This is a genomic window from Streptomyces yerevanensis (genome assembly GCF_000716805.1).
Taxonomy (GTDB): Bacteria; Actinomycetota; Actinomycetes; order Streptomycetales; family Streptomycetaceae; genus Streptomyces; species Streptomyces flaveus.
This window is the reverse complement of record NZ_JNWJ01000006.1, coordinates 163,255-180,967: the sequence shown is the minus strand read 5'-3', so window position 1 is coordinate 180,967 and position 17,713 is coordinate 163,255. Positions and strand designations below refer to the sequence as shown.

The 17,713-nt window shown below is 71.4% G+C and carries 18 protein-coding genes; 11 read left to right on the top strand and 7 right to left on the bottom strand.

All coding sequences use genetic code 11. From position 1 onward, the window contains the following. Positions 1 to 145: 145 nt before the first annotated feature. Positions 146 to 865 carry a DUF4142 domain-containing protein gene (locus OP79_RS50375; protein WP_051744494.1) on the bottom strand — a complete coding sequence of 240 codons (720 nt, stop codon included), beginning with the start codon at positions 863 to 865 and terminating at the stop codon, positions 146 to 148. Positions 866 to 1,097: 232 nt separating this feature from the next. Between OP79_RS50375 and OP79_RS08070 the strand changes: the two genes are divergently transcribed. Next, positions 1,098 to 1,727: an NADPH-dependent F420 reductase gene (locus OP79_RS08070; protein ID WP_033319299.1), complete on the top strand. Its 630-nt coding sequence runs from the start codon at positions 1,098 to 1,100 to the stop codon at positions 1,725 to 1,727. Positions 1,728 to 2,172: 445 nt separating this feature from the next. On the opposite strand, the gene OP79_RS08065 is transcribed toward OP79_RS08070, so the two are convergent. Further along, entirely contained in the window at positions 2,173 to 5,277 is a 3,105-nt protein-coding gene (locus OP79_RS08065) for an FAD-binding and (Fe-S)-binding domain-containing protein (protein ID WP_078491670.1), read from the bottom strand. Positions 5,278 to 5,471: 194 nt separating this feature from the next. Between OP79_RS08065 and OP79_RS08060 the strand changes: the two genes are divergently transcribed. The 4 genes from OP79_RS08060 (at position 5,472) to OP79_RS08045 (ending at position 8,293) form a co-directional block, all read left to right on the top strand. Beyond that, positions 5,472 to 6,590: a baeRF2 domain-containing protein gene (locus tag OP79_RS08060; protein WP_033319298.1), complete on the top strand. Its 1,119-nt coding sequence runs from the start codon at positions 5,472 to 5,474 to the stop codon at positions 6,588 to 6,590. Between the two features lie 134 nt (positions 6,591 to 6,724). After that, positions 6,725 to 7,384 (top strand): dienelactone hydrolase family protein, encoded by a 660-nt coding sequence (locus OP79_RS08055; RefSeq protein WP_033319410.1) that lies wholly within the window; start codon positions 6,725 to 6,727, stop codon positions 7,382 to 7,384. A 56-nt stretch (positions 7,385 to 7,440) separates the two neighbouring features. After that, positions 7,441 to 8,103, top strand: coding sequence for a HemK2/MTQ2 family protein methyltransferase (locus OP79_RS08050; protein WP_078491669.1), 663 nt, complete (start codon positions 7,441 to 7,443; stop codon positions 8,101 to 8,103). Continuing rightward, the gene (locus OP79_RS08045) at positions 8,078 to 8,293 is read left to right on the top strand and encodes a CDGSH iron-sulfur domain-containing protein (RefSeq protein WP_033319297.1); all 216 of its coding nucleotides are present in this window, start codon (positions 8,078 to 8,080) and stop codon (positions 8,291 to 8,293) included. The genes OP79_RS08050 and OP79_RS08045 overlap by 26 nt, the downstream gene beginning before the upstream one ends. A 36-nt stretch (positions 8,294 to 8,329) precedes the next feature. Here the strand turns inward: OP79_RS08045 and OP79_RS08040 are convergent, their stop codons facing one another. Beyond that, positions 8,330 to 9,361: an iron-containing redox enzyme family protein gene (locus OP79_RS08040; RefSeq protein WP_033319296.1), complete on the bottom strand. Its 1,032-nt coding sequence runs from the start codon at positions 9,359 to 9,361 to the stop codon at positions 8,330 to 8,332. Positions 9,362 to 9,454: 93 nt separating this feature from the next. Then, positions 9,455 to 10,021 (bottom strand): rhodanese-like domain-containing protein, encoded by a 567-nt coding sequence (locus OP79_RS08035; RefSeq protein ID WP_033319295.1) that lies wholly within the window; start codon positions 10,019 to 10,021, stop codon positions 9,455 to 9,457. An 88-nt stretch (positions 10,022 to 10,109) separates the two neighbouring features. Between OP79_RS08035 and OP79_RS08030 the strand changes: the two genes are divergently transcribed. Further along, positions 10,110 to 10,391, top strand: coding sequence for a metal-sensitive transcriptional regulator (locus OP79_RS08030; RefSeq protein WP_033319408.1), 282 nt, complete (start codon positions 10,110 to 10,112; stop codon positions 10,389 to 10,391). 72 nt (positions 10,392 to 10,463) lie between these two features. Here OP79_RS08030 and OP79_RS08025 read toward each other — a convergent pair whose 3' ends face one another. From OP79_RS08025 to OP79_RS08015, 3 genes are all read right to left on the bottom strand, one after another. Beyond that, the gene (locus tag OP79_RS08025) at positions 10,464 to 11,216 is read right to left on the bottom strand and encodes a sulfite exporter TauE/SafE family protein (RefSeq protein ID WP_033319294.1); all 753 of its coding nucleotides are present in this window, start codon (positions 11,214 to 11,216) and stop codon (positions 10,464 to 10,466) included. A 160-nt stretch (positions 11,217 to 11,376) separates the two neighbouring features. Next, positions 11,377 to 12,732, bottom strand: coding sequence for an MBL fold metallo-hydrolase (locus OP79_RS08020; RefSeq protein ID WP_033319293.1), 1,356 nt, complete (start codon positions 12,730 to 12,732; stop codon positions 11,377 to 11,379). A 218-nt stretch (positions 12,733 to 12,950) separates the two neighbouring features. Then, positions 12,951 to 13,484, bottom strand: coding sequence for a hypothetical protein (locus tag OP79_RS08015; RefSeq protein ID WP_033319292.1), 534 nt, complete (start codon positions 13,482 to 13,484; stop codon positions 12,951 to 12,953). A 112-nt stretch (positions 13,485 to 13,596) separates the two neighbouring features. On the opposite strand from OP79_RS08015, the gene OP79_RS08010 reads away from it, so the two are divergent. The 5 genes from OP79_RS08010 (at position 13,597) to OP79_RS07990 (ending at position 17,711) form a co-directional block, all read left to right on the top strand. Then, positions 13,597 to 13,989, top strand: coding sequence for a PPOX class F420-dependent oxidoreductase (locus tag OP79_RS08010; RefSeq protein WP_033319291.1), 393 nt, complete (start codon positions 13,597 to 13,599; stop codon positions 13,987 to 13,989). 49 nt (positions 13,990 to 14,038) lie between these two features. Then, complete coding sequence (locus OP79_RS08005; protein ID WP_033319290.1) at positions 14,039 to 14,473, top strand: VOC family protein; 435 nt, start codon at positions 14,039 to 14,041, stop codon at positions 14,471 to 14,473. A 109-nt stretch (positions 14,474 to 14,582) separates the two neighbouring features. Then, on the top strand, positions 14,583 to 15,230 hold the full coding sequence (locus OP79_RS08000) for a dihydrofolate reductase family protein (RefSeq protein ID WP_033319289.1): 648 nt from the start codon (positions 14,583 to 14,585) through the stop codon (positions 15,228 to 15,230). 279 nt (positions 15,231 to 15,509) lie between these two features. Further along, positions 15,510 to 16,271: a peptidoglycan-binding domain-containing protein gene (locus OP79_RS07995; protein WP_033319288.1), complete on the top strand. Its 762-nt coding sequence runs from the start codon at positions 15,510 to 15,512 to the stop codon at positions 16,269 to 16,271. 459 nt (positions 16,272 to 16,730) lie between these two features. Beyond that, complete coding sequence (locus OP79_RS07990) at positions 16,731 to 17,711, top strand: pectate lyase family protein (protein ID WP_033319287.1); 981 nt, start codon at positions 16,731 to 16,733, stop codon at positions 17,709 to 17,711. Positions 17,712 to 17,713 lie beyond the last annotated feature (2 nt).

Here is a 17,713-nt window from a genome sequence, read left to right as displayed (position 1 = left end):
GCACGCACACTGCGACCACTCGCAGATTTTGTGAATTATCAAAGATTTTTCACGCGAGCGATCGAGCGTGCGTGGCACCCTCATCTACCCGCTGAGATGCCAGTTTCCGGGCCGTCAGAGCTCCAACGGAACCCGCGCGTACTCACTACATGGAGCGCCGCTGTGCGACGGCCATGCGCCAGCCGATGACCATGAGCACGCCACCGCTGCCCAGTGCGGCGGCGCCCAGGATGGCTTCCCGGTTGTCGGCGGCCGACTGACCGCTGGTATCCGCGTCGGCGGCCGAGTGGGCGCCGGAATTCGCGTGCATGGCCGCGGGAGCAGACGCCGACGCCGACTCCGTACGGCAGGTGTCTGCGCGCATCATTCGCAGATGCCTGGCCACCACTGGCCGGGCGTCCCGCGCCGCGGCCCTGACCTCGGGGTTCGAGCCCGAGTCCAGCTGCTGGTCGATGAGCGCCAGGGCTGTCTTGTGCGCAGCCCGCCGGGAGTCGAGCCAGGCCTCGTCGTACTCGGTGGTGCCGGCCCTGGCCTTGACCGCGGCGAGTTCCTGCCGCTGGGTGGCGGTGAGCATGCCGGACAGGGGGACGCCCAGCTTGTCGGCCAGGGCCCTGCCGTGCTCGTCCAGTTGGGTGTGGTCGGTCGCCAGGATCGCACCCGCCTGCTTCACGCAGTCGGTGGCGGCGTGGCGCCGGGCGTCCCAGCCGGCGGCGATCTCGGCGAGGTTGCCCTGGTGCGCCGCGCGCAGGAAGTAACGATCGGGCCTGGGGAGTTCGGGCCGTTCGTCGGCGGTCGCGGACGCGGCGGACGTCCCGGACAGGGCGAGGAAGGTGAGGGCCATGGGAGCCCAGCGCTTCACATGCATGGTGCATCCGTTCGTCTCGTCTGTATGCGGTTGTGCGGTGCGCCCACAAAGGGCTGATGCTGACCATTCACACCCAAGGTGACTGTTTCGTCACTTTGGGTGGCGCAAACGGGCGTGCGGTCTTCGCGGCTGTCTTCTCGGTGGTCGTTTCGTCAGCGCTTATCCGGAAACTCCGTCTGGAGATCGCGGGAGATTCCAGCGCCCGCCCGCAGACACCGGCAGGGGAAACACCATGCGCATCGGGATCATCGGAGCCGGTCGGGTCGGCTCCACACTCGCCAGGAGGCTGGCCGGCATCGGCCACGAGGTGACCATCGCCAACTCGCGCGGCCCCGAGACACTGAAGGACCTGGTCTCGCAGATCAACGGCCCGATCAGGGCCGTCACGGCTCAGGAGGCCGCCCGGTTCGGGCAACTGGTCGTCGTCGCGATCCCCTACGGGCGGATCAACGAGCTGCCGATCGCGGAGCTGCGCGACAAGGTCGTGGTCGACGCCTGCAACTACTTCCCGGAACGGGACGGCCACGACCCCGATCTGGACGAGGACAGGACCACCTCCAGCGAGAAGCTACGGGCCCTCACCGGAGCCGACCTCGTCAAGGCGTTCAACGCCATCCACTGGCAGAACCTGCGCGACCGCGGCCGCCCCAAGGGCGACCCCGCACGGCTCGCCATCCCCCTGTCCGGCGACGACGAAGAGGCCAAGGCGGTGGTCGCGGGCCTGATCCGCGACCTCGGCTTCGACCCGGTGGACGCCGGCTACCTGGGCCGGGGCGGCCGCAGGCACCAGCCTGGTACCACCGCCTTCACCGCCGAACTGTCGGCCGCGGAACTGGACGCGTTGGTGCACGCCGCCGTCTGACGGGGGTTCTTTTCCCCGGCCCCGCCCCTTCCCGAAACTGGGGGCTGCGCCCCCAGACCCCTGCCAGGGGGTGGGGTGTGACAGTCGTGTCGCGGCTGCGGCGCCGTCGCGGCTGGTCGCGCCCACGCGGCGGAGCCGCAAATCGACACAGCCCCGCGCCCCTGAAAAGCAAAAGCCTGCGGCTACCCGCGGCCCGAAGACCCCGGCGCTCCGAACAAGCCCGGGCCCCGGGAAAGCCCGCACCCCGCGCAAGGCCGCGCCCTGAAAGCCCGCACCACAACGAACCCGCAGCTTCCCTCCGGCGGGAGGGGGCGTGGGCCGGTGCGTCGTATGCCCGTCGCGTAGCTTCGGTCTCGGAGGACCAGGGCCTTGTACCGGGCCAGGGTCGTATGCCCGGCCTGCGACGGGCTGACGCACCGGCCCACGGCCCCGACCCCCAACGAACCTAGGGGCGCGGGGAACGGCGCGACCAGCCACGACGCACCCGCACCCAAAAACCGCACAACCAGCGGAGCGCCCCGCGGCCCGGAGGAGCCGGGCGGGCGCCCGGGGCGACACCGTAGGCGCTGCCCGGCGCGTCCGGCAGCCCGGAGGCGAGCAGCTCCGCCACGTGGACTCCCTCATGGCCGGTGGTGTCGAACTCGTGGATCTGGGTGCGGCAACTGAAGCCGTCGGCCAGGATGACCGCCCCGGCGGGAGCCTCGCGCAGCCGCGGCAGCAGAACGCGCTCCGCGCAGGCCCGGCTGACCTCCAAGTGCCCGCGTTCGAAGCCGAAGTTGCCGGCCAGCCCACAGCAGCCGGACTCCAGACGCTCGGCGTCGACCCCCGCGCGGCGCAGCAACTCCGCGTCGGCGTCCCACCCCAGCACCGCGTGCTGGTGACAATGCACCTGCGCCAGCGCCTCAGATCGGCCCTCCGGCACGGGCGGAGGGACGTAGCCAGGGCTGTGCTCGGTGAGCAGCTCCGCGAGAGTCACCGTCTGCCGCCGCAACCTGCGTACATCCCGGTCCCCGGGGAAGAGCTCGCCGGCGTCGGACCGGAACACCGCCGTACAGCTCGGCTCCAGACCGACCACAAGACCGCCGCTGTGAAGGTGCTCGGCGAGGTGGCGCACGGTCCGGGTCAGGATGCGCCGGGCCGTGCCGAGCTGACCCGTGGAGATCCAGGTCAGCCCGCAGCACAGCGGCTCCGCGGGCAGGACGACCCGCCAGCCCGCGTCCTCCATCAGCCGTACCGCGGCCTGCCCGATGTGCGGGTGAAAGAAGTTGGTGAAGGTGTCCGGCCACAGCAGAACGGTGCCGCGCGCCCCGTCGCCCTGCGGCTCGTGGCGAGCGAACCACTGCTGCAGCGTCTCGTCGGCGAACAGCGGCACCTCACGCCGCTCGACCCCCGCGACCGCGACGGCCGCCCGCGCCAGCAGAGGCGCGTGTGTGACCGCGTTGACCGCAGGCCCGAGCCGCAGCCGGCCCACAGCCTGGGCCGCCGCAGGCAACCACCCCATCGACAGATCGGACCGTGGCCGACGCCACGGCCGCCCCGCGTAGTGGTGGGCCAGGAACTCCGCCTTGTACGTGGCCATGTCCACGTCCGCCGGACAGTCGGACTTGCAGCCCTTGCAGGCCAGACACAGATCGAGGGAGTCCCGTACCGCCTCCGAGCGCCATCCGTCCCGTACCGCACTGTCGCCATGACCGTCCAGCATCTCGAACAGCAGCCGGGCCCGCCCCCGCGTGGAGTGCTCCTCCTCCCGCGTGACCTGGTACGACGGGCACATCACCGCGCCGCCCTCGTTCGTGAGCTGCCGGCACTTGCCCACCCCCACACACCGGTTGGCCGCCTCCGCGAAGGACCCGCCGTCGTCCGGATAGTGGAAGTACAGACCCTGCGGGTCGTACGGAGCCCAGTCGGCACCCAGCCGCAGATTCTCGTCCAGCCGGTACGGCGCCACGACCTTGCCGGGATTCATCCGGTCGTCCGGATCGAAGACCGCCTTGAGCCGGCCGAACGCCTCGACCAGGTCGTCGCCGAACATCCGCGGCAGCAGCTCACCGCGGCTCTGCCCGTCACCGTGTTCCCCGGAGAAGGACCCGCCGAACTCCGCGACCAGATCGGCCGCCCGCTCCATGAACCGCCGGTACGCCTTCACTCCGTCGGCGTTGTACAGGTCGAACGGGATGCGGGTGTGTACGCAGCCATGACCGAAGTGCCCGTAGAGACTGGGCCCCGTATCGCTCTGGTACCCGAACTCCTCGAACAGCCCGCGCAGCCGCCGCAGATAGTCGCCGAGCCGCTCGGGCGGCACCGCCGAGTCCTCCCAGCCCTCGAAGGTGTCGGGCCGGTGCGGGACGTGCGCAGTGGCACCGAGACCCGCCTCACGGACCTGCCACAGCTCCTCCTCGCGCGCAGGGTCGTCCAGGAAGGCCACCTCCGCGTCGTGCTCGCTCTCGTGGAGCGCGCTCAGCATCCGGTGCGCCCGTTCGTCGGATTCCTCGATCGTCTCCCCGCCGAACTGCACCATTAAGAAGGCACGCCCCGCGGGCAGTTCGGCGATCGCCTGCGGGTTGAGGTGCTTGAGCTGCTCGTCGCGGATCAGCCGTGCGTCGACGCCCTCCAGAGCCATCGGCCGGTGCGGCAGGATCTCCGGCACGGCGTCCGCGGCCTTGTCGACGCTCGGGAATCCGAGCACGACCAGCGTCCGCTCCTTCGTCACCGGCACGAGTTCCAGCTCGGCGCGCAGCACGGTGGCCAGCGTCGACTCGCTGCCCACGAGCAGTCCCGCGACATCGAAGTTGTGCTCGGGCAGCAGCGAGTCGAGGTTGTAGCCCGACACCCGGCGCGGGATGTCCGGGAAGCGGCGGCGGATCTCGTCCGCGTACGTGTCGCGGAGGGCGCTCAACTGCCGGTACAGGGTGGCCCGCAGGTCGCCGCGCCGCTCGATCTCCGCGTACTCCTCCTCACTGGTCTCGCCGCACCAGAAACGGGTGCCGTCGTAGAGCAGCACCTCCAGGCGCGCGATGTTGTCGACGACCTTGCCGTGCTGCTGCGCGGTGGCGCCGCAGGCGTTGTTGCCGATCATGCCGCCGATGGTGCAGTTCGCGTGCGTGGCGGGCTCCGGGCCGAAGCGCAGACCGGTCGCCGCGAGCTGCCGGTTCAGCTCGTCCAGCACGATGCCCGGCTGTACGACACAGGTGCGGGCGTCGGTGTCCACGGACTCCAGGCGGTCGCAGTACTTCGACCAGTCCAGTACCACCGCCGTGTTGGTGCACTGGCCCGCCAGGCTCGTGCCGCCGCCCCGGGACAGCACCGGAGCACCGTGCTCCCGGGCCACCGCCACCGCTTCGGCTCCCGCCTCCGGCGTACGCGGCACGACGACCCCGATCGGCGTCTGCCGGAAGTTCGAGGCGTCGGTCGCGTACGCGGCCCGGCTGCCCGCGTCGAACCGCACCTCGCCGTCGACCCGCTCGCGCAGCGCCGCCGCCAGCGCTGCCGGGTCGACCGGCGGCTCGGGTCGCCTGCTGATGACGGGATCGGGCAGGCTCTGCACGCCCATTGAGTCCTCCTCCTGGCATCGGCTGCCGGATCGCCGGCCATGCCGTACGTACGGGTACGGGCCCGTCGAGTACCCAGCAGCCGCCCGCGCATGGCGCAGAGCCCGAGCGGGTACACGCAGGACGCGTACGTGACCCGGTTCCGCGCCCGCCGCTCTTGCCGCTGCCGAACCGAACCACCGCTCAGGGAGCCACCGTGAAGCTCTCGTTCCTGGACCCGCTCTACTCCCGGCCCGGCCCGTGGGCCAGCGTCCACCTCGACACCTCCCGGGACATCGACGAACCCGACAAGGCGATCGATCTGCGCTGGCGCCACCTGCGGGACACGCTGCGCGACCAGGGGACGGACGCGGCCACCGTCTCCATTCTGGACGCGGCGGTGGGCACCGGCTGTGACCTGCCCGGCCGGCACGGGCAGGCCCTGTTCGCCGCGCACGGGCAACTCGTCCTGGTGGCGGACCTGCCCGACCCGCCCGTACGCGACACCGCCCGCTTCGACGACCTGCCCGACACCCTGCCGCTGGCGGTGCAGCGCGCACCGGACATCCCGTACCTGGCCGTCGCCCTCACCCGAGGCGTCTCGGAGGGGAAGGGCGAGTATGTCTCGGTCGTCGCCGAGAGCGGGCGGTGGCCCGTCAGCCGGGTCGCGCCGGGGCCACGGCTCAGCCGCCTGGTGCCGGTCGAGGACTGGCCGCGTACGGCGCCCCGTATCGCTCAGGAACTGGACGAACTCGCCGGGCGGCACCGAGCCGGGCTCGTCGTGCTCCGCCGGGACGAGGGCGACCCCTGGCTGTCGGGCGTCCTGGTCAACCGCATGCCCATCCACCTACAGAACCGCGTGACCGTCGTCGAGAGCGGGCCCGGCACGGCGGCCGACACCGCCCCCGGCCGCCCCCTGCTGGAGACGGAAGTGGCCCGCACGCTGGACGGCCGGCTGAGCGCACCGGATCGCCTCCAGCTGGACACCTTCCTCGCCCAGCGCGCCAGGCATCGCCAGAAGTCCGAGGGCGTCACCGCCGCGGTCACCGCCCTGCAACGCGGCCGGGCCCGAGCCCTCCTGCTCACCCGTTCCCCACGCCTCCCCGAGCGGCTGTGGGTGGGCGCGGAGCCTTCCCAACTTGCGCTGTCCGCAGAGGAGTTGGAGGCGTTCGGGGTGAAGTCCGTACGCGACCGGCCCGCCGACGCCGCCTTGCTGTACGCCACCGCCCGCACCGGAGCCGAGCTGATCGTGGTGGACTCGGACCGGGTCCCGCTGACCGACGGAGTGGGCGTGCTGTTGCGTTATCGCGAGCCGGGGGACATGGCCGCGGATTGACATGCTCCTTGGTTGTACGGGCCTGATGTTCGCCGGGGCCACCGGGGGTACGTGATGGGGAGAAACTGGTTAAGAAACAGACAAACCGAACGGCGAACCGCGGGCCCTCCGGCCCGAGGAAGAAGATGATCCCGATGATCTCCCAGTTGGTTGCCGTGCCGGCCGACGAGGTCACGCTGGTCGGCGATCTCGTACTCCCCACGCAGGCCAGGGCGGTGGTGCTGTTCGCGCACGGCAGCGGCAGCTCCCGGCACAGCCCGCGCAACCGGATGGTGGCCGCAGAGTTGCGTACGGCCGGACTCGGCACCCTGCTCATGGATCTGCTCAGCGAACGGGAGGACATCCAGGACACCCTGACGGCCGAGCACCGCTTCGACATCCCGCTGCTGGGGCGACGCCTGGTGGCCGCGATCGACTGGCTGGACGGACAGCCCGAGGCGAGGGGGCTCCCCGTCGCCCTGTTCGGCGCCAGTACGGGCGCGGCGGCAGCCCTGGTGGCCGCCGCCGAGCGACCGGAGCGCGTACTGACCGTCGTGTCGCGGGGCGGACGGCCCGATCTGGCGGGCGACGCCCTGGCCCGCGTACGAGCATCTGTGCTGCTCATCGTCGGCGGCCGGGACCGCGAGGTGCTGCGGCTCAACGAGGAGGCGGCCGACATGCTGCGGGCGCCGCATTCCCTGCACGTGGTGCCGGGAGCCACCCACCTCTTCGAGGAGCCGGGCGCGCTGGAACAGGTCGCGCAGACCGCCAAGGAGTGGTGCGTCGAGCGGGTGCGGTCCGTACGGTCCGTATGAGAGGCCGACGAGTGGCGGTGACGGTTTCGCGGGCTGGGCCGAGGTACCCGTGCCCCATGTTTCTGCTGCGACCTCCCGGCGTCTACGCGCCGCAGGGCGACACCTGGCTGCTGGCCAGGGCCCTGCGGCCGGCGGCGATGCGGCCCGGTGCCAGGGTGCTGGACATCGGCACCGGTACCGGCGCGCTGGCCCTGGCCGCGGCACAGTCGGGCGCGGGCCCGGTGACGGCGGTTGACCTCTCGCCGTGGGCGGTGCTGGCGGCCCGGCTCAACGCGACGGTCCGGCGGGTGCCGATGCGCGTGGTCAGGGGCGACCTGACGCGACCCGTCACGGGCGAGACGTTCGACGTCATCCTGGCCAACCCGCCGTACGTGCCCGCGCCCAGGCACCCGACGTCGCGCGGGGGAGCGGCCCTGGCCTGGGACGCCGGGCCCGACGGCAGGGCACTGGTGGACCGCCTCTGCACCGCCGCCCCGCCGTGCCTCGCGCCCGGCGGGATGCTGCTGATGGTGCACTCGGCCCTGTGCGGCGTCGAAGAGACGCTCGCCCGCCTGCGGGACACCGGGCTCAAGGCCGCGGTCGTCGACCGCGCCACGGTTCCCTTCGGCCCGGTGCTGCGCTCCCGCACGTCCGAACTCCGCGCCCGCGGGCTGATCGGCCCCGGACAGGACACGGAGGAGCTGGTGGTGATCCGTGCCGACCAACCACGCCGACTCTGAGCGTCAGCGACGCCCGCGACGCGTCGTCGTCGTACCGGACGGCCCGATCCTCATCGAGGGCCCGGTCGAGGTCGAACTGGACGACGGCCGTCGGGTCGTCTCCGACCGTTTCGTGGTGGCGCTCTGCGCCTGCCGACGCAGCGGCACGTACCCGTGGTGCGACACCAGCCACCGACGCCGTCGCCCTTGAGAGGGGGCTCGAAAGGTGCGCCCTTGAAAGGGGCGGTCACCACCCGCGCTCGCACAGCGAGGTCCTGCCCTCGCACCAGCAGTCCATCAGGTGTCGCTCCATGCGGTCGTCGAGCAGTCCGGTCGCCTGGATGCCGAAGACCACGTCCCCGAGGAGGGCGGGCTCGGCGTCGAGCAGGCCGCCGATGACATCGCGGCGCAGAACTTGTTCGTGCACGGCGTCGGCCTCGACGTGCTCGCTGTAGAAGAACCGGCAGGCCGGGCCCGCGCCCAGACGGTCGATCGCGTCGACCATGCGGCGCGCGGCGGGAGCGGTGGTGATCTCCGCCGCCGCGAAGTGGCCGACCAGCGCGGCGCGTTGGGCGCGGTGCAGGCCCAGGTACGACATCAGGTTCACCGTGGCGAGTGTGACGGCCGGGGTGGCGTCCACGTAGCGCCCGTACGTCGGGTCGAGGCCGGCCTCGGCCATCAGGTCGGCGAACAGCCGGGCGTGCACCCGTTCGGCCCGGCCGCCGCCGAACTCGTCGTACTCGACCGCGACGAGGCCCGCCTTGGCGGGGCCTTCCAGGCGAGGGATGACCCAGGCCTGCGGATCGGCCTCCTTGAGCTGGTAGGCGGAGCGATGGGCGAAGTATTCGCGCAGTTGCTCCCGGGTGCCGTACCGCTTCAGGTACTGGGAGACACCGCGCGGTTCCCGCGGCTCGGCGAGGAGGGCGTCCAGCTCGCGATCGAGGTCGTCGGGGCTGTCGCCGCCGGCCACGTCCCCGCGTAGCGCCTCATGGAAGACGGACTCCATGGCGGCCCGCAGCCGCAGCAGCTCCGGATCCCACTCCCAGCCCGGGTCGACGCCGCCGAAGCCGCGGTAGTGCAGTTCGTAGCAGGCGTAGAGCGCGAGTTGGAGGTCTTCGCCGTACGGATCGGAATGCGCGACCTCGTGCAGCGGCAGCGGGCCACCCGGTGGCTGCCGCACGAGGGTGGACAGCACGGCGGAGGACAGCGGCCCGCGCGGCTCGGGGACGACGGGCTCACTCCCACGCGCGCTGACCTGCGTCGCGACGCTGGAGTCCATGGGTCACCTCGGAATGGCCGGCGCACGATTCGAGCCGTGCGGGTACCCGCCGCCGAGGTGCGTAACCGACACCCGGTCCGCCGGAGGGATGCCTCACTCGGTGAGCGCGGCGAGCGTGGCGTCCAGGTCGGTGGCGCGCGGGCGGTTGTGGGGGAGTTTGGCGAGGACGCGGGCCATGCCGCAGGTGTCCGTGAGGGCGGAGAAGACCAGGCCGCCCGCGATGCCCGCGGACAGGAGGCGGGCGCGCGGCCACTGCCGTCCGGCCGCCAGTCCGGCCAGGACGAGCGAACCGGCGGCCAGACGGACCTGCCGTTCCATGGCCCAGACGGCGCGGGCGCCCGCGGGCCGGTGGACGTCGTGGCCGAGCTGGGTCCAGGCGCTGGTGCCACCGGTGAGCGTGGCCGCGGTGATGCCGTGCTCGGCGAGCCGTTCGCAGGCCCGGGCGGAGCGGGCGCCGGAGGCGCACACGACGAGGAGATCACCGCGGTCGGCGACGCCCCTGAGGGCGGACAGCGCCTCGTCGAGGTGGTCGAGAGGGATGTTGTGGGCGCCGGGCAGATGCCCGGAGGCGTACTCGCCGGGGGTGCGGACGTCGATGACGGTCAGCTCGTGCAGGCGGGCGTGGGCCTGTTCCGGGGCGAGGACGGCGGTCGTGGTCACGTGGATCTTTCCTCTTCTTTCGAGGGGGCGGCCTGCGGGTAGGATACCCGTAGGGGTATGGAGAATATGTGTGTCGAAGGAGTGGCTCGTGGAACTGGCGATGGCGGCCGACGAACTGAAGACGGTGCTCAACCGACTGCGCAGGGCGCAGGGCCAGATCGCCGGTGTGATCAGGATGATCGAGGAGGGCCGGGACTGCGAGGAGGTGATCACCCAGCTCGCGGCGGTCTCCCGGGCCCTGGACAAGGCGGGCTTCGCGATCATCGCCACCGGTCTGCAGCACTGCCTGGCCGACTCGGACCTGGCCGCCGACGGTGACCGCGAACAGATGCGCGCCCGTCTGGAGAAGCTCTTCCTGTCGCTCGCCTGATCCCCGGGCCGAGTACGTACCGGTCAGGGCGCCGACCGAAACGGCGACGGCCGCTCATGCCGCAGCCCCCGCTCACGCCACGGCGTCCGCGAGCATGAACGCGGCCACGGCCAGCAGCACCACCGCGAAGACGCGCTGCAACAGCGGGCCGGAAACCTTGCCCGTCAGGCGTTTGCCGTCCCAGGCGCCCAGGATCGCCCCCGCGGTGAACGGCGCGATCACCGCCCAGTCCAGAGCCGGGGCGGAGGCACCGCGCAGGGTCAGGGAGGCCAGGGAGTTGGCCGTGATGACCAGCAGGCTGGTACCGACGGCGGCCTGCATCTCGAAGGCCAGCACGGTGACGAGCGCCGGAACGGCGAGGAAGCCCCCGCCGACCCCGAGCAGCCCGGTCAGCGCACCCAGACCCGCCCCAGCTCCGGCCGCCCGGCCCGGCCGCACCCCTGCCACATCCCGTACGACCGTGCCGTCGGCGGGCCGGAGCATCCGCAAGGCCGCGACGGCGGCGACGGCGCCGAAAGCGGCGGTCAGCAGCGGCTGCGGCAGCCGGGCCGCCGCTGCCCCCGCCGCCGCGGCCGGAAGGAGCCCGGCCGCAGCGAACAACGCGCCCGCCTTCCACCGGACATGACCGGCCCGAGCATGCGCGTACAGGGCGGTGGCGGAGGTGGCGGTGACGATGAGGAGCCCGGCGGTGGTGGCGGCAGCCGGTGAGAAGCCGAGCAGGTAGATCAACGCGGGCACGGCCAGGACGCTGCCACCCCCGCCGAGCGCACCGAGCGCCAGCCCGACCGCGCCTCCGGCGACCAGGGCCAGGATCAGCGTGCTCACGCGGTGACACCGCCGCCCGGGCCGGTGACGGGCAGACCCGCGTCAGCCCGGGCGACCATGCCGCCGCATGAGGGTCCCCTCGCTTGAGCGAAGCCAAGAGCGGGGGAGGAGCCGAGAGTGGGGGAGTGTGTGTCAGGCGTCGCAACGCCGCGGAGGTCCATCAGCGGCTCCCCAGGGTGAGACCCGCATCGGCGGCGGCCCCGAAACCGTCATCGACAGCCACCACCTCCCGCCCGGCGGCATCGAGCAATGAGGCGGCGATCGCCGCGCGCATCCCACCCGCGCAGTGCACCCAGACCACGCCGGGCGGCAACTCCCCGACGCGGCCCGGAAGTTGATGGATCGGAATGTGCACCGAACCTTCGATGAAACCGCCCGCCCGCTCGGAGTCCCGCCGTACATCCAGGACCACCACGTCGTCGCGTACATCGGCGAGTTCGGCGAAACGGGCGCGCCGGAAGGAGGCGAGCCGCTCCCCGTCCCGTATCCACGCGGAGGGATCGCCGCTCGCGGCGGTGGCCGGGCGGTCGATGCCCACCCTGGCCAGCTCGCGCTGCGCGTCGGCGATCCGCTCGGCGGTGTCGGCGAGCAGCGTGACGGGCTTGCCCCAGGGGATCAGCCAGGCCAGATAGGTGGCGAGTTTGCCCTCGCCCTCGAAGTTGAACGATCCGGCGACATGGCCCTCGGCGAACGCGACGCGGCCGCGCAGGTCCACCACCCACTCCCCGGCCGCCAGCCGGGAGGCGATCTCCCCGGCGTCCGCCAGCCGCGGCGGAGTGAGGTCGACCGGTGCCGGTCCTGCGGCGTTCACCGGGCCCATGTGCGCGTAGTACGCGGGTATGTCGTCCAGTCCGGCGAGCATCGATGCGACGAAGGTGTCCACGTCCTGCGTCAGCGCGTCATTGCTCTTGCGCTCCGCGCCGATCGTGGTCGCGTCCCCCTCGGCCTGCGCACTGGAGCAGAAGCTGCCGAAGCCATGGGTGGGCAGTACCGCGACCTCGTCGTCCAGCTCGTCCGCCAGACGATGCGCCGAAGCGTGCTGGGCACGGGCCAACCGCTCGGTCAGCCGCGGCTCGACGAGATCCGGCCGGCCCACCGTGCCGATCAGCAGCGAGCCGCCGGTGAACGCCGCCACCGGCCGGCCGTCCTCCTCCAGTACGTACGAAGTGTGGTGCGGGGTGTGGCCGGGGGTGGCCACGGCGCGCAGCACCAGGCCGTCGTCCACGGTGACCGTGTCGCCATCGGCGACAGGTGTACGGGCGAAGGACACGGACGCCCCGTCCGGCACCAGGTAACGGGCGCCGCTGACACCGGCCAGCTCCAGGCCGCCGCTGACGTAGTCGTTGTGTACGTGGGTCTCCGCCACGTAGGAGATCCGCACCCCGCGCCGGGCGGCAGCGGCGATGACCTGATCGATGTCGCGGGGCGGGTCCACCACCACGGCGGCCTGAGGGCCTCCGGCCAGGTAACTGCGGTTGCCCAGCCCTTCGAATTCCAGGGTGTCGACGAAGAACACGACTGCGACTCCTCACAGGACGGTGTTACCCCGGGGGGTATCTGGCTCTCACCGTAGCAGAAATACCCAGGGGGGTATCCAGCCGAGGTGAAGAGCCCGTTGTCCGAGGCTTTTGTGTGTCGCTGAGCGAGTACCCGCGGCGCGGAGGGGAATCAGCCCGAACGGGCCCGAGTAGTCCCCGGGCAGTCAGCCCGTACGCGCCTCACGCGTCCGAGGAATCAGTCCGTACGCGTCTCATGGAGGGCGCGGCGAGCGGCCTCGACGAAGGTCACGACCGACTGCCAGAAGGGCGCGTAGCACTCGTTGAACCGCTGGGCCGCGTCCGCCTCACCGGCGATCATCGCGCCAAGTGCCCGCCAGTTGTCGCTGGTCGAACTCCGGAGCCGGTCCGCGGCCGATGCCACCTCCGCCGGGCCTTCCAGATCCACCACCCACACACGCTGCCGCAGCACGGCGTACTCGCCGCGAAGCCGTAGCCGAAGATCCTCGAGTGCGGCAAGGCGCTCACCGGCGTCCGTGATCCCGTGCGCGTCGGTCACCTTCCAGTACAGGTCGCCCATGCGCTGCGCCTGCTCGATGACGTCCACGTACGCCGCCCGCCGCGCCGCCCGCAACCGGTCCGCCTGCACCGTGGCGGCAGCCGCGTCGGCCTGGATGCGCGCGGCCCGGGCGGTACCGCGGCTGGTCACCCAACTCGCGAGCACGGCGGTGCCCGCGGTCAGCGCAGCCACCCACAAAGTGTTGTCAGCCATTGATCCCCCTCGCGGGAGTCTGACACGGGGCCTCCGGGCCGTGGGCGCGTACGGCGGAAGGCGTCGGCACAGCGGAGGGAGCCGGTACGCACGTACGGCCTAGACTCCCGGCGTGGAGAACACTGCGCTCGAGCGGCTCGGTGCCGCCAAGTACCTGCTGATCACGAGCTATCGGAAGAACGGTACGGCGGTCGCGACCCCCGTATGGGTCGTGCGGGACGGCGAGGCGCTCGGTGCCTGGTCGGCCGCGGACGCCTGGAAGGTCAAGCGGATCCGCAACCGCGCCGACGTCCTCGTGGGGCCGTGCGACGCACGCGGCAACCCCACCGGCGAACAGATCCCCGCCACCGCCGAGATCTGCGACCCGGACGTCACCGCTCGCTACCGCACACTCATCGCCCGCAAATACGGCATCACCGGCCGACTCGTCCTGCTCGGCAGCCGACTGCGGCGCGGGACGACGGGGACGGTCGGGATACGGATCTCCCTGGCACCGGCCGAGTGAGCCCGACTGTTGCGTTGTCGTCCCTTCCGACGGCCTTTACTGTCCTGACATGGAACAGCGCATCAGTCTGGTCACGCTGGGAGTTTCCGATGTGACGCGCTCCCGGACCTTCTACGAAGCCCTCGGCTGGCGTGGACAGGAGGTCGAAGAGACCGTCTTCTTCCAGGCGGGCGGCCTGGCCCTCGTCCTGTGGAGCCGCGAGAAGCTCGCGGCCGACTGCGGGCTGACGGACGGGGCCGCGACCGGCTTCGGCGGGATCGCCCTGGCACACAACGTACGCTCCGACACCGAGGTCGACGACCTGCTCACCGCCGCGGAACAAGCCGGGGCCACCATCACCAAGCCCGCGGCCACCAACGCCGTCGGCTTCTACTCCGGCGCCTTCACCGACCCGGACGGCCACGCCTGGGAGATCGCGCACAACCCCGGCTTCACCCTCGCCGAGGACGGCTCGCTCACCCTCCCCGACTTCGGCGCGCCCTAGGGCCTTTCACGGTCGCCAGGAGTTCCCCTCCGGGGGTGAGCCGGATACCGCGGCCCACTCGTTGCTCGACCAGCAGAACTCGACCAGCAAAGGAAAGGAGTCGCCGGCCATGTCACTCGCCCGCGTCCACAACTTCTCCATCTCGCTCGACGGCTTCGGCACCGGTGAAGGTCAGAGCCGTGACGCGCCGTTCGGCCACGCCGGCGAGGGGCTGCACGAGTGGATGTTCACCACCCGGTTCTGGCGTCGGCTGGTCGGCGAATCCGGCGGGACCCGCGGCCTCGACGACGCCTTCGCCCGGCAGATCACGCCCGGGATCGGCGCCGAGATCATGGGAACCGGGAAGTTCGGCCCGCCCGGATGGCACGAGGACCCGGAGTGGAAGGGGTGGTGGGGGCCCAACCCGCCGTTCCACACACCGACCTTCATCCTCACCCACCACCCGCGCCCGTCGATCGAGATGGAGGGCGGCACGACGTTCCACTTCCTCGACGCTTCGCCCGCCAAGGCGCTCGAGACGGCCCGCGAGGCCGCGGGCGGCCAGGACGTACGCATCGGCGGGGGCCCCACCGTGATCCGCGACTTCTTTGCCGCCGGGCTCATCGACCACATGCACATCGTGGTGGTCCCGGTCCTGCTCGGCCGCGGCGTACGCCTCTGGGACGGACTGGAGGGCCTCGAGAAGGACTACGAGGTCGAGTCCGCCTCCTCGCCCAGCGGGGTCACGCATGTGACGTTCACTCGCGTGGGCCTCTGAACCGCCTCGGTCGAGGGCCCGGAGCGCGGGTAGGGCCGCGCCCCCGCCCATCCGCCCGCAGTCACGGCTCGGCCACCATCCAGGCATGCATCGTCGTCATGTCGACATGTTTCCGCCGACGGAGCCACCCGGCGCCCTGACGGGAGTTGGTGGCTCTCGTCGCACGGGCGCCTCGTACGGCGGTGACGGGCGCTGCCGCGGAGGCGGGATTCCGTCGCGTTGAACTCCCGGGCGCGGTGACGCGTATCAATCTCCAGTACGACCGGTAGGGAGAGCAGCGTGTCGACACCGTACGACCCCGAACCGCGGCCGAGCCGCCCGGCGCTCGAGCCCACCAACGTCCTGCGCCGCCGCCCACCCGGGGCCCTGTCGGAACTCGTGCGGCTGGTCGACGCTGTGGAGCGCGAGCGGCGGAACCGGAACAAGGAGTACGAAGCCGCCGCGGCACCGGCGGCCGAGGCCACCCCGCCTCCTTCGACTGCCGAGGCCACCCCGGCGGCCTGGACGCCCGGAGCCAACGCGCTTCCCTGGACGGCAGAGGACGACACGCAGGAACTGCCGCCCGTCGCGGACGAGGGGCGCCCGGGCCCGCTCGAATCTCCGGCGGCGCACGGACGTACGCCATGGTTGCGTCGCGCGGCGTTCGCCGCCGCCGCGGTGGCGATCGCCCTGGCGGGATTCGCCGCCGCGCTGCTGCTCACCTGGGACAGGGGTGCCGGTGAAACGCAGGCGAAGCCCCCCGCGGCCCCTTCCGCGCCGGCCGCCCCTTCCGCGCCCGCCGCCCCGCCGCCTGCGGCGGCCGACCCGGACGGCCCCGGCACCCTTCGCCAGGGCGACAGCGGCCCCGAGGTGAGCGAACTCCAGGAACGGCTGCTGAAGATCCCGGACGTGTACCAGGACGGCGCGACCAACGGCGAGTACGACGCCACGCTCACCGAGGCCGTTGCGCGGTTCCAGCTCTGGTACGGCATCAGGGGCGACGAGACGGGCGTGTACGGCAACGACACCCGCCGCGACCTGGAGTCCCGCACCGCTTCCTGAGCGGCCTTGGAAAGTCTGGCGTGTACCGCGCCTCTGAAGGGCGCAGCCCCTTCAGAGGCGCGGGGCGGTATCAATGTGCGGCTCCGCCGCGATGGGGGTCCCTCCGCTCTGGGGGTCCCCCCAGGCCCTTAAGGCACTGGGGGAGCAGCCGAGGGTGGGGGAGCGACCAGCCACAACGGACCCGCAGCTCCAAACGGCCAACCCAGCGGAGCGTTTTCGTTCTGCGTGAACCGTTGACCAGAAAGCGCTTACCCTCTACGGTCCGTTCAGAACAGTGACCTGGTATCAGGTATCTCGTATATGAGATAGCTGCGCCTTGGTTCGTACCACCTGCGGAACTGCACTCGTCAGAGCCCTATGCGCCTCGCATTGGGTACCTCGGTCTGCGCACAGCGATCAGATCAGTGAACTTCAGTCACATACAGGATCCTCAGGTTCTCCTGAAGGGACGCACCCCGCATGCGTACTCGTCCCCCGCTCGCACGAGCACACAGATCCACCCTGGCCGTGGCAGCCGCGGCCACCCTCGCGACCGTCACCGTGCTCGTCCTTCCCCAGTCGGCCGGCGCCGCCGAGACCGCCCCCATCGGCTTCGGCGCCGGCACCACCGGCGGCGGCAACACGACCGCGGTGACCGTGTCGAACCTGGCCGCCTTCAAGACGGCCGTCACGGGCGCGTCGGCGAAGGTGGTCCGGGTCAACGGCCTGATCTCGCTGAGCGGTCAGGTCGACATCGGCTCCAACACCACGGTGCTGGGCGTCGGTTCGTCATCCGGGTTCACCGGTGGCGGTCTGCGGATCAAGGAGGCGACCAACGTCGTCGTCCGGAACCTCAACATCAGCAAGCCGCTCAAGCCCTCGGACGGGATCACCGTCCAGGAGTCGACGAAGGTGTGGATCGACCACAACTCCTTCTCGGCGGACCGCGAACACGACAAGGACTACTACGACGGTCTGCTCGACATCAATCACGGCTCCGACCACGTGACGGTCTCCTGGAACACCTTCAAGGACCACTTCAAGGGCTCACTCGTCGGCCACAGCGACAACAACGCCTCCGAAGACACCGGCCACTTGAAGGTGACGTACCACCACAACCACTTCAGCAACGTCTACTCGCGCATCCCCAGCCTGCGCTTCGGCACCGGCCACTTCTACAACAACTACGTGTCCGGCGCCGACACCGCCTGCCACTCGCGCATGGGCGCCCAGATGCTCGTCGAGAACAACGTCTTCCGTTCGACGAAGATCGCGGTCACCACGAACCGCAGCAGCGACGTCGACGGATACGCCAACCTGCGCGGCAACGACCTGGGTGGAGCCGCCACCGAGGTCTCGCGGGTCGGCAGCTTCACCAACCCGCCCTACAGCTACACCGCCGAGCCCGCCTCGTCCGTCGTCACCTCGGTGACGTCCGGAGCGGGCGCGGGGAAGCTCTGACG

Bases quoted from the DNA above. Each gene is read 5' to 3' on its own strand.
- OP79_RS08070 (WP_033319299.1), top strand. From the start codon at position 1,098: ATGCGCATCGGGATCATCGGAGCCGGTCGGGTCGGCTCCACACTCGCC.
- OP79_RS08005 (WP_033319290.1), top strand. From the start codon at position 14,039: ATGGAACAGCGCATCAGTCTGGTCACGCTGGGAGTTTCCGATGTGACG.
- OP79_RS50375 (WP_051744494.1), bottom strand. From the start codon at position 865: ATGCATGTGAAGCGCTGGGCTCCCATGGCCCTCACCTTCCTCGCCCTG.
- OP79_RS08040 (WP_033319296.1), bottom strand. From the start codon at position 9,361: ATGGACTCCAGCGTCGCGACGCAGGTCAGCGCGCGTGGGAGTGAGCCC.
- OP79_RS08015 (WP_033319292.1), bottom strand. From the start codon at position 13,484: ATGGCTGACAACACTTTGTGGGTGGCTGCGCTGACCGCGGGCACCGCC.
- OP79_RS07990 (WP_033319287.1), top strand. From the start codon at position 16,731: ATGCGTACTCGTCCCCCGCTCGCACGAGCACACAGATCCACCCTGGCC.
- OP79_RS08065 (WP_078491670.1), bottom strand. From the start codon at position 5,277: ATGGGCGTGCAGAGCCTGCCCGATCCCGTCATCAGCAGGCGACCCGAG.
- OP79_RS08055 (WP_033319410.1), top strand. From the start codon at position 6,725: ATGATCTCCCAGTTGGTTGCCGTGCCGGCCGACGAGGTCACGCTGGTC.
- OP79_RS08050 (WP_078491669.1), top strand. From the start codon at position 7,441: ATGTTTCTGCTGCGACCTCCCGGCGTCTACGCGCCGCAGGGCGACACC.
- OP79_RS08000 (WP_033319289.1), top strand. From the start codon at position 14,583: ATGTCACTCGCCCGCGTCCACAACTTCTCCATCTCGCTCGACGGCTTC.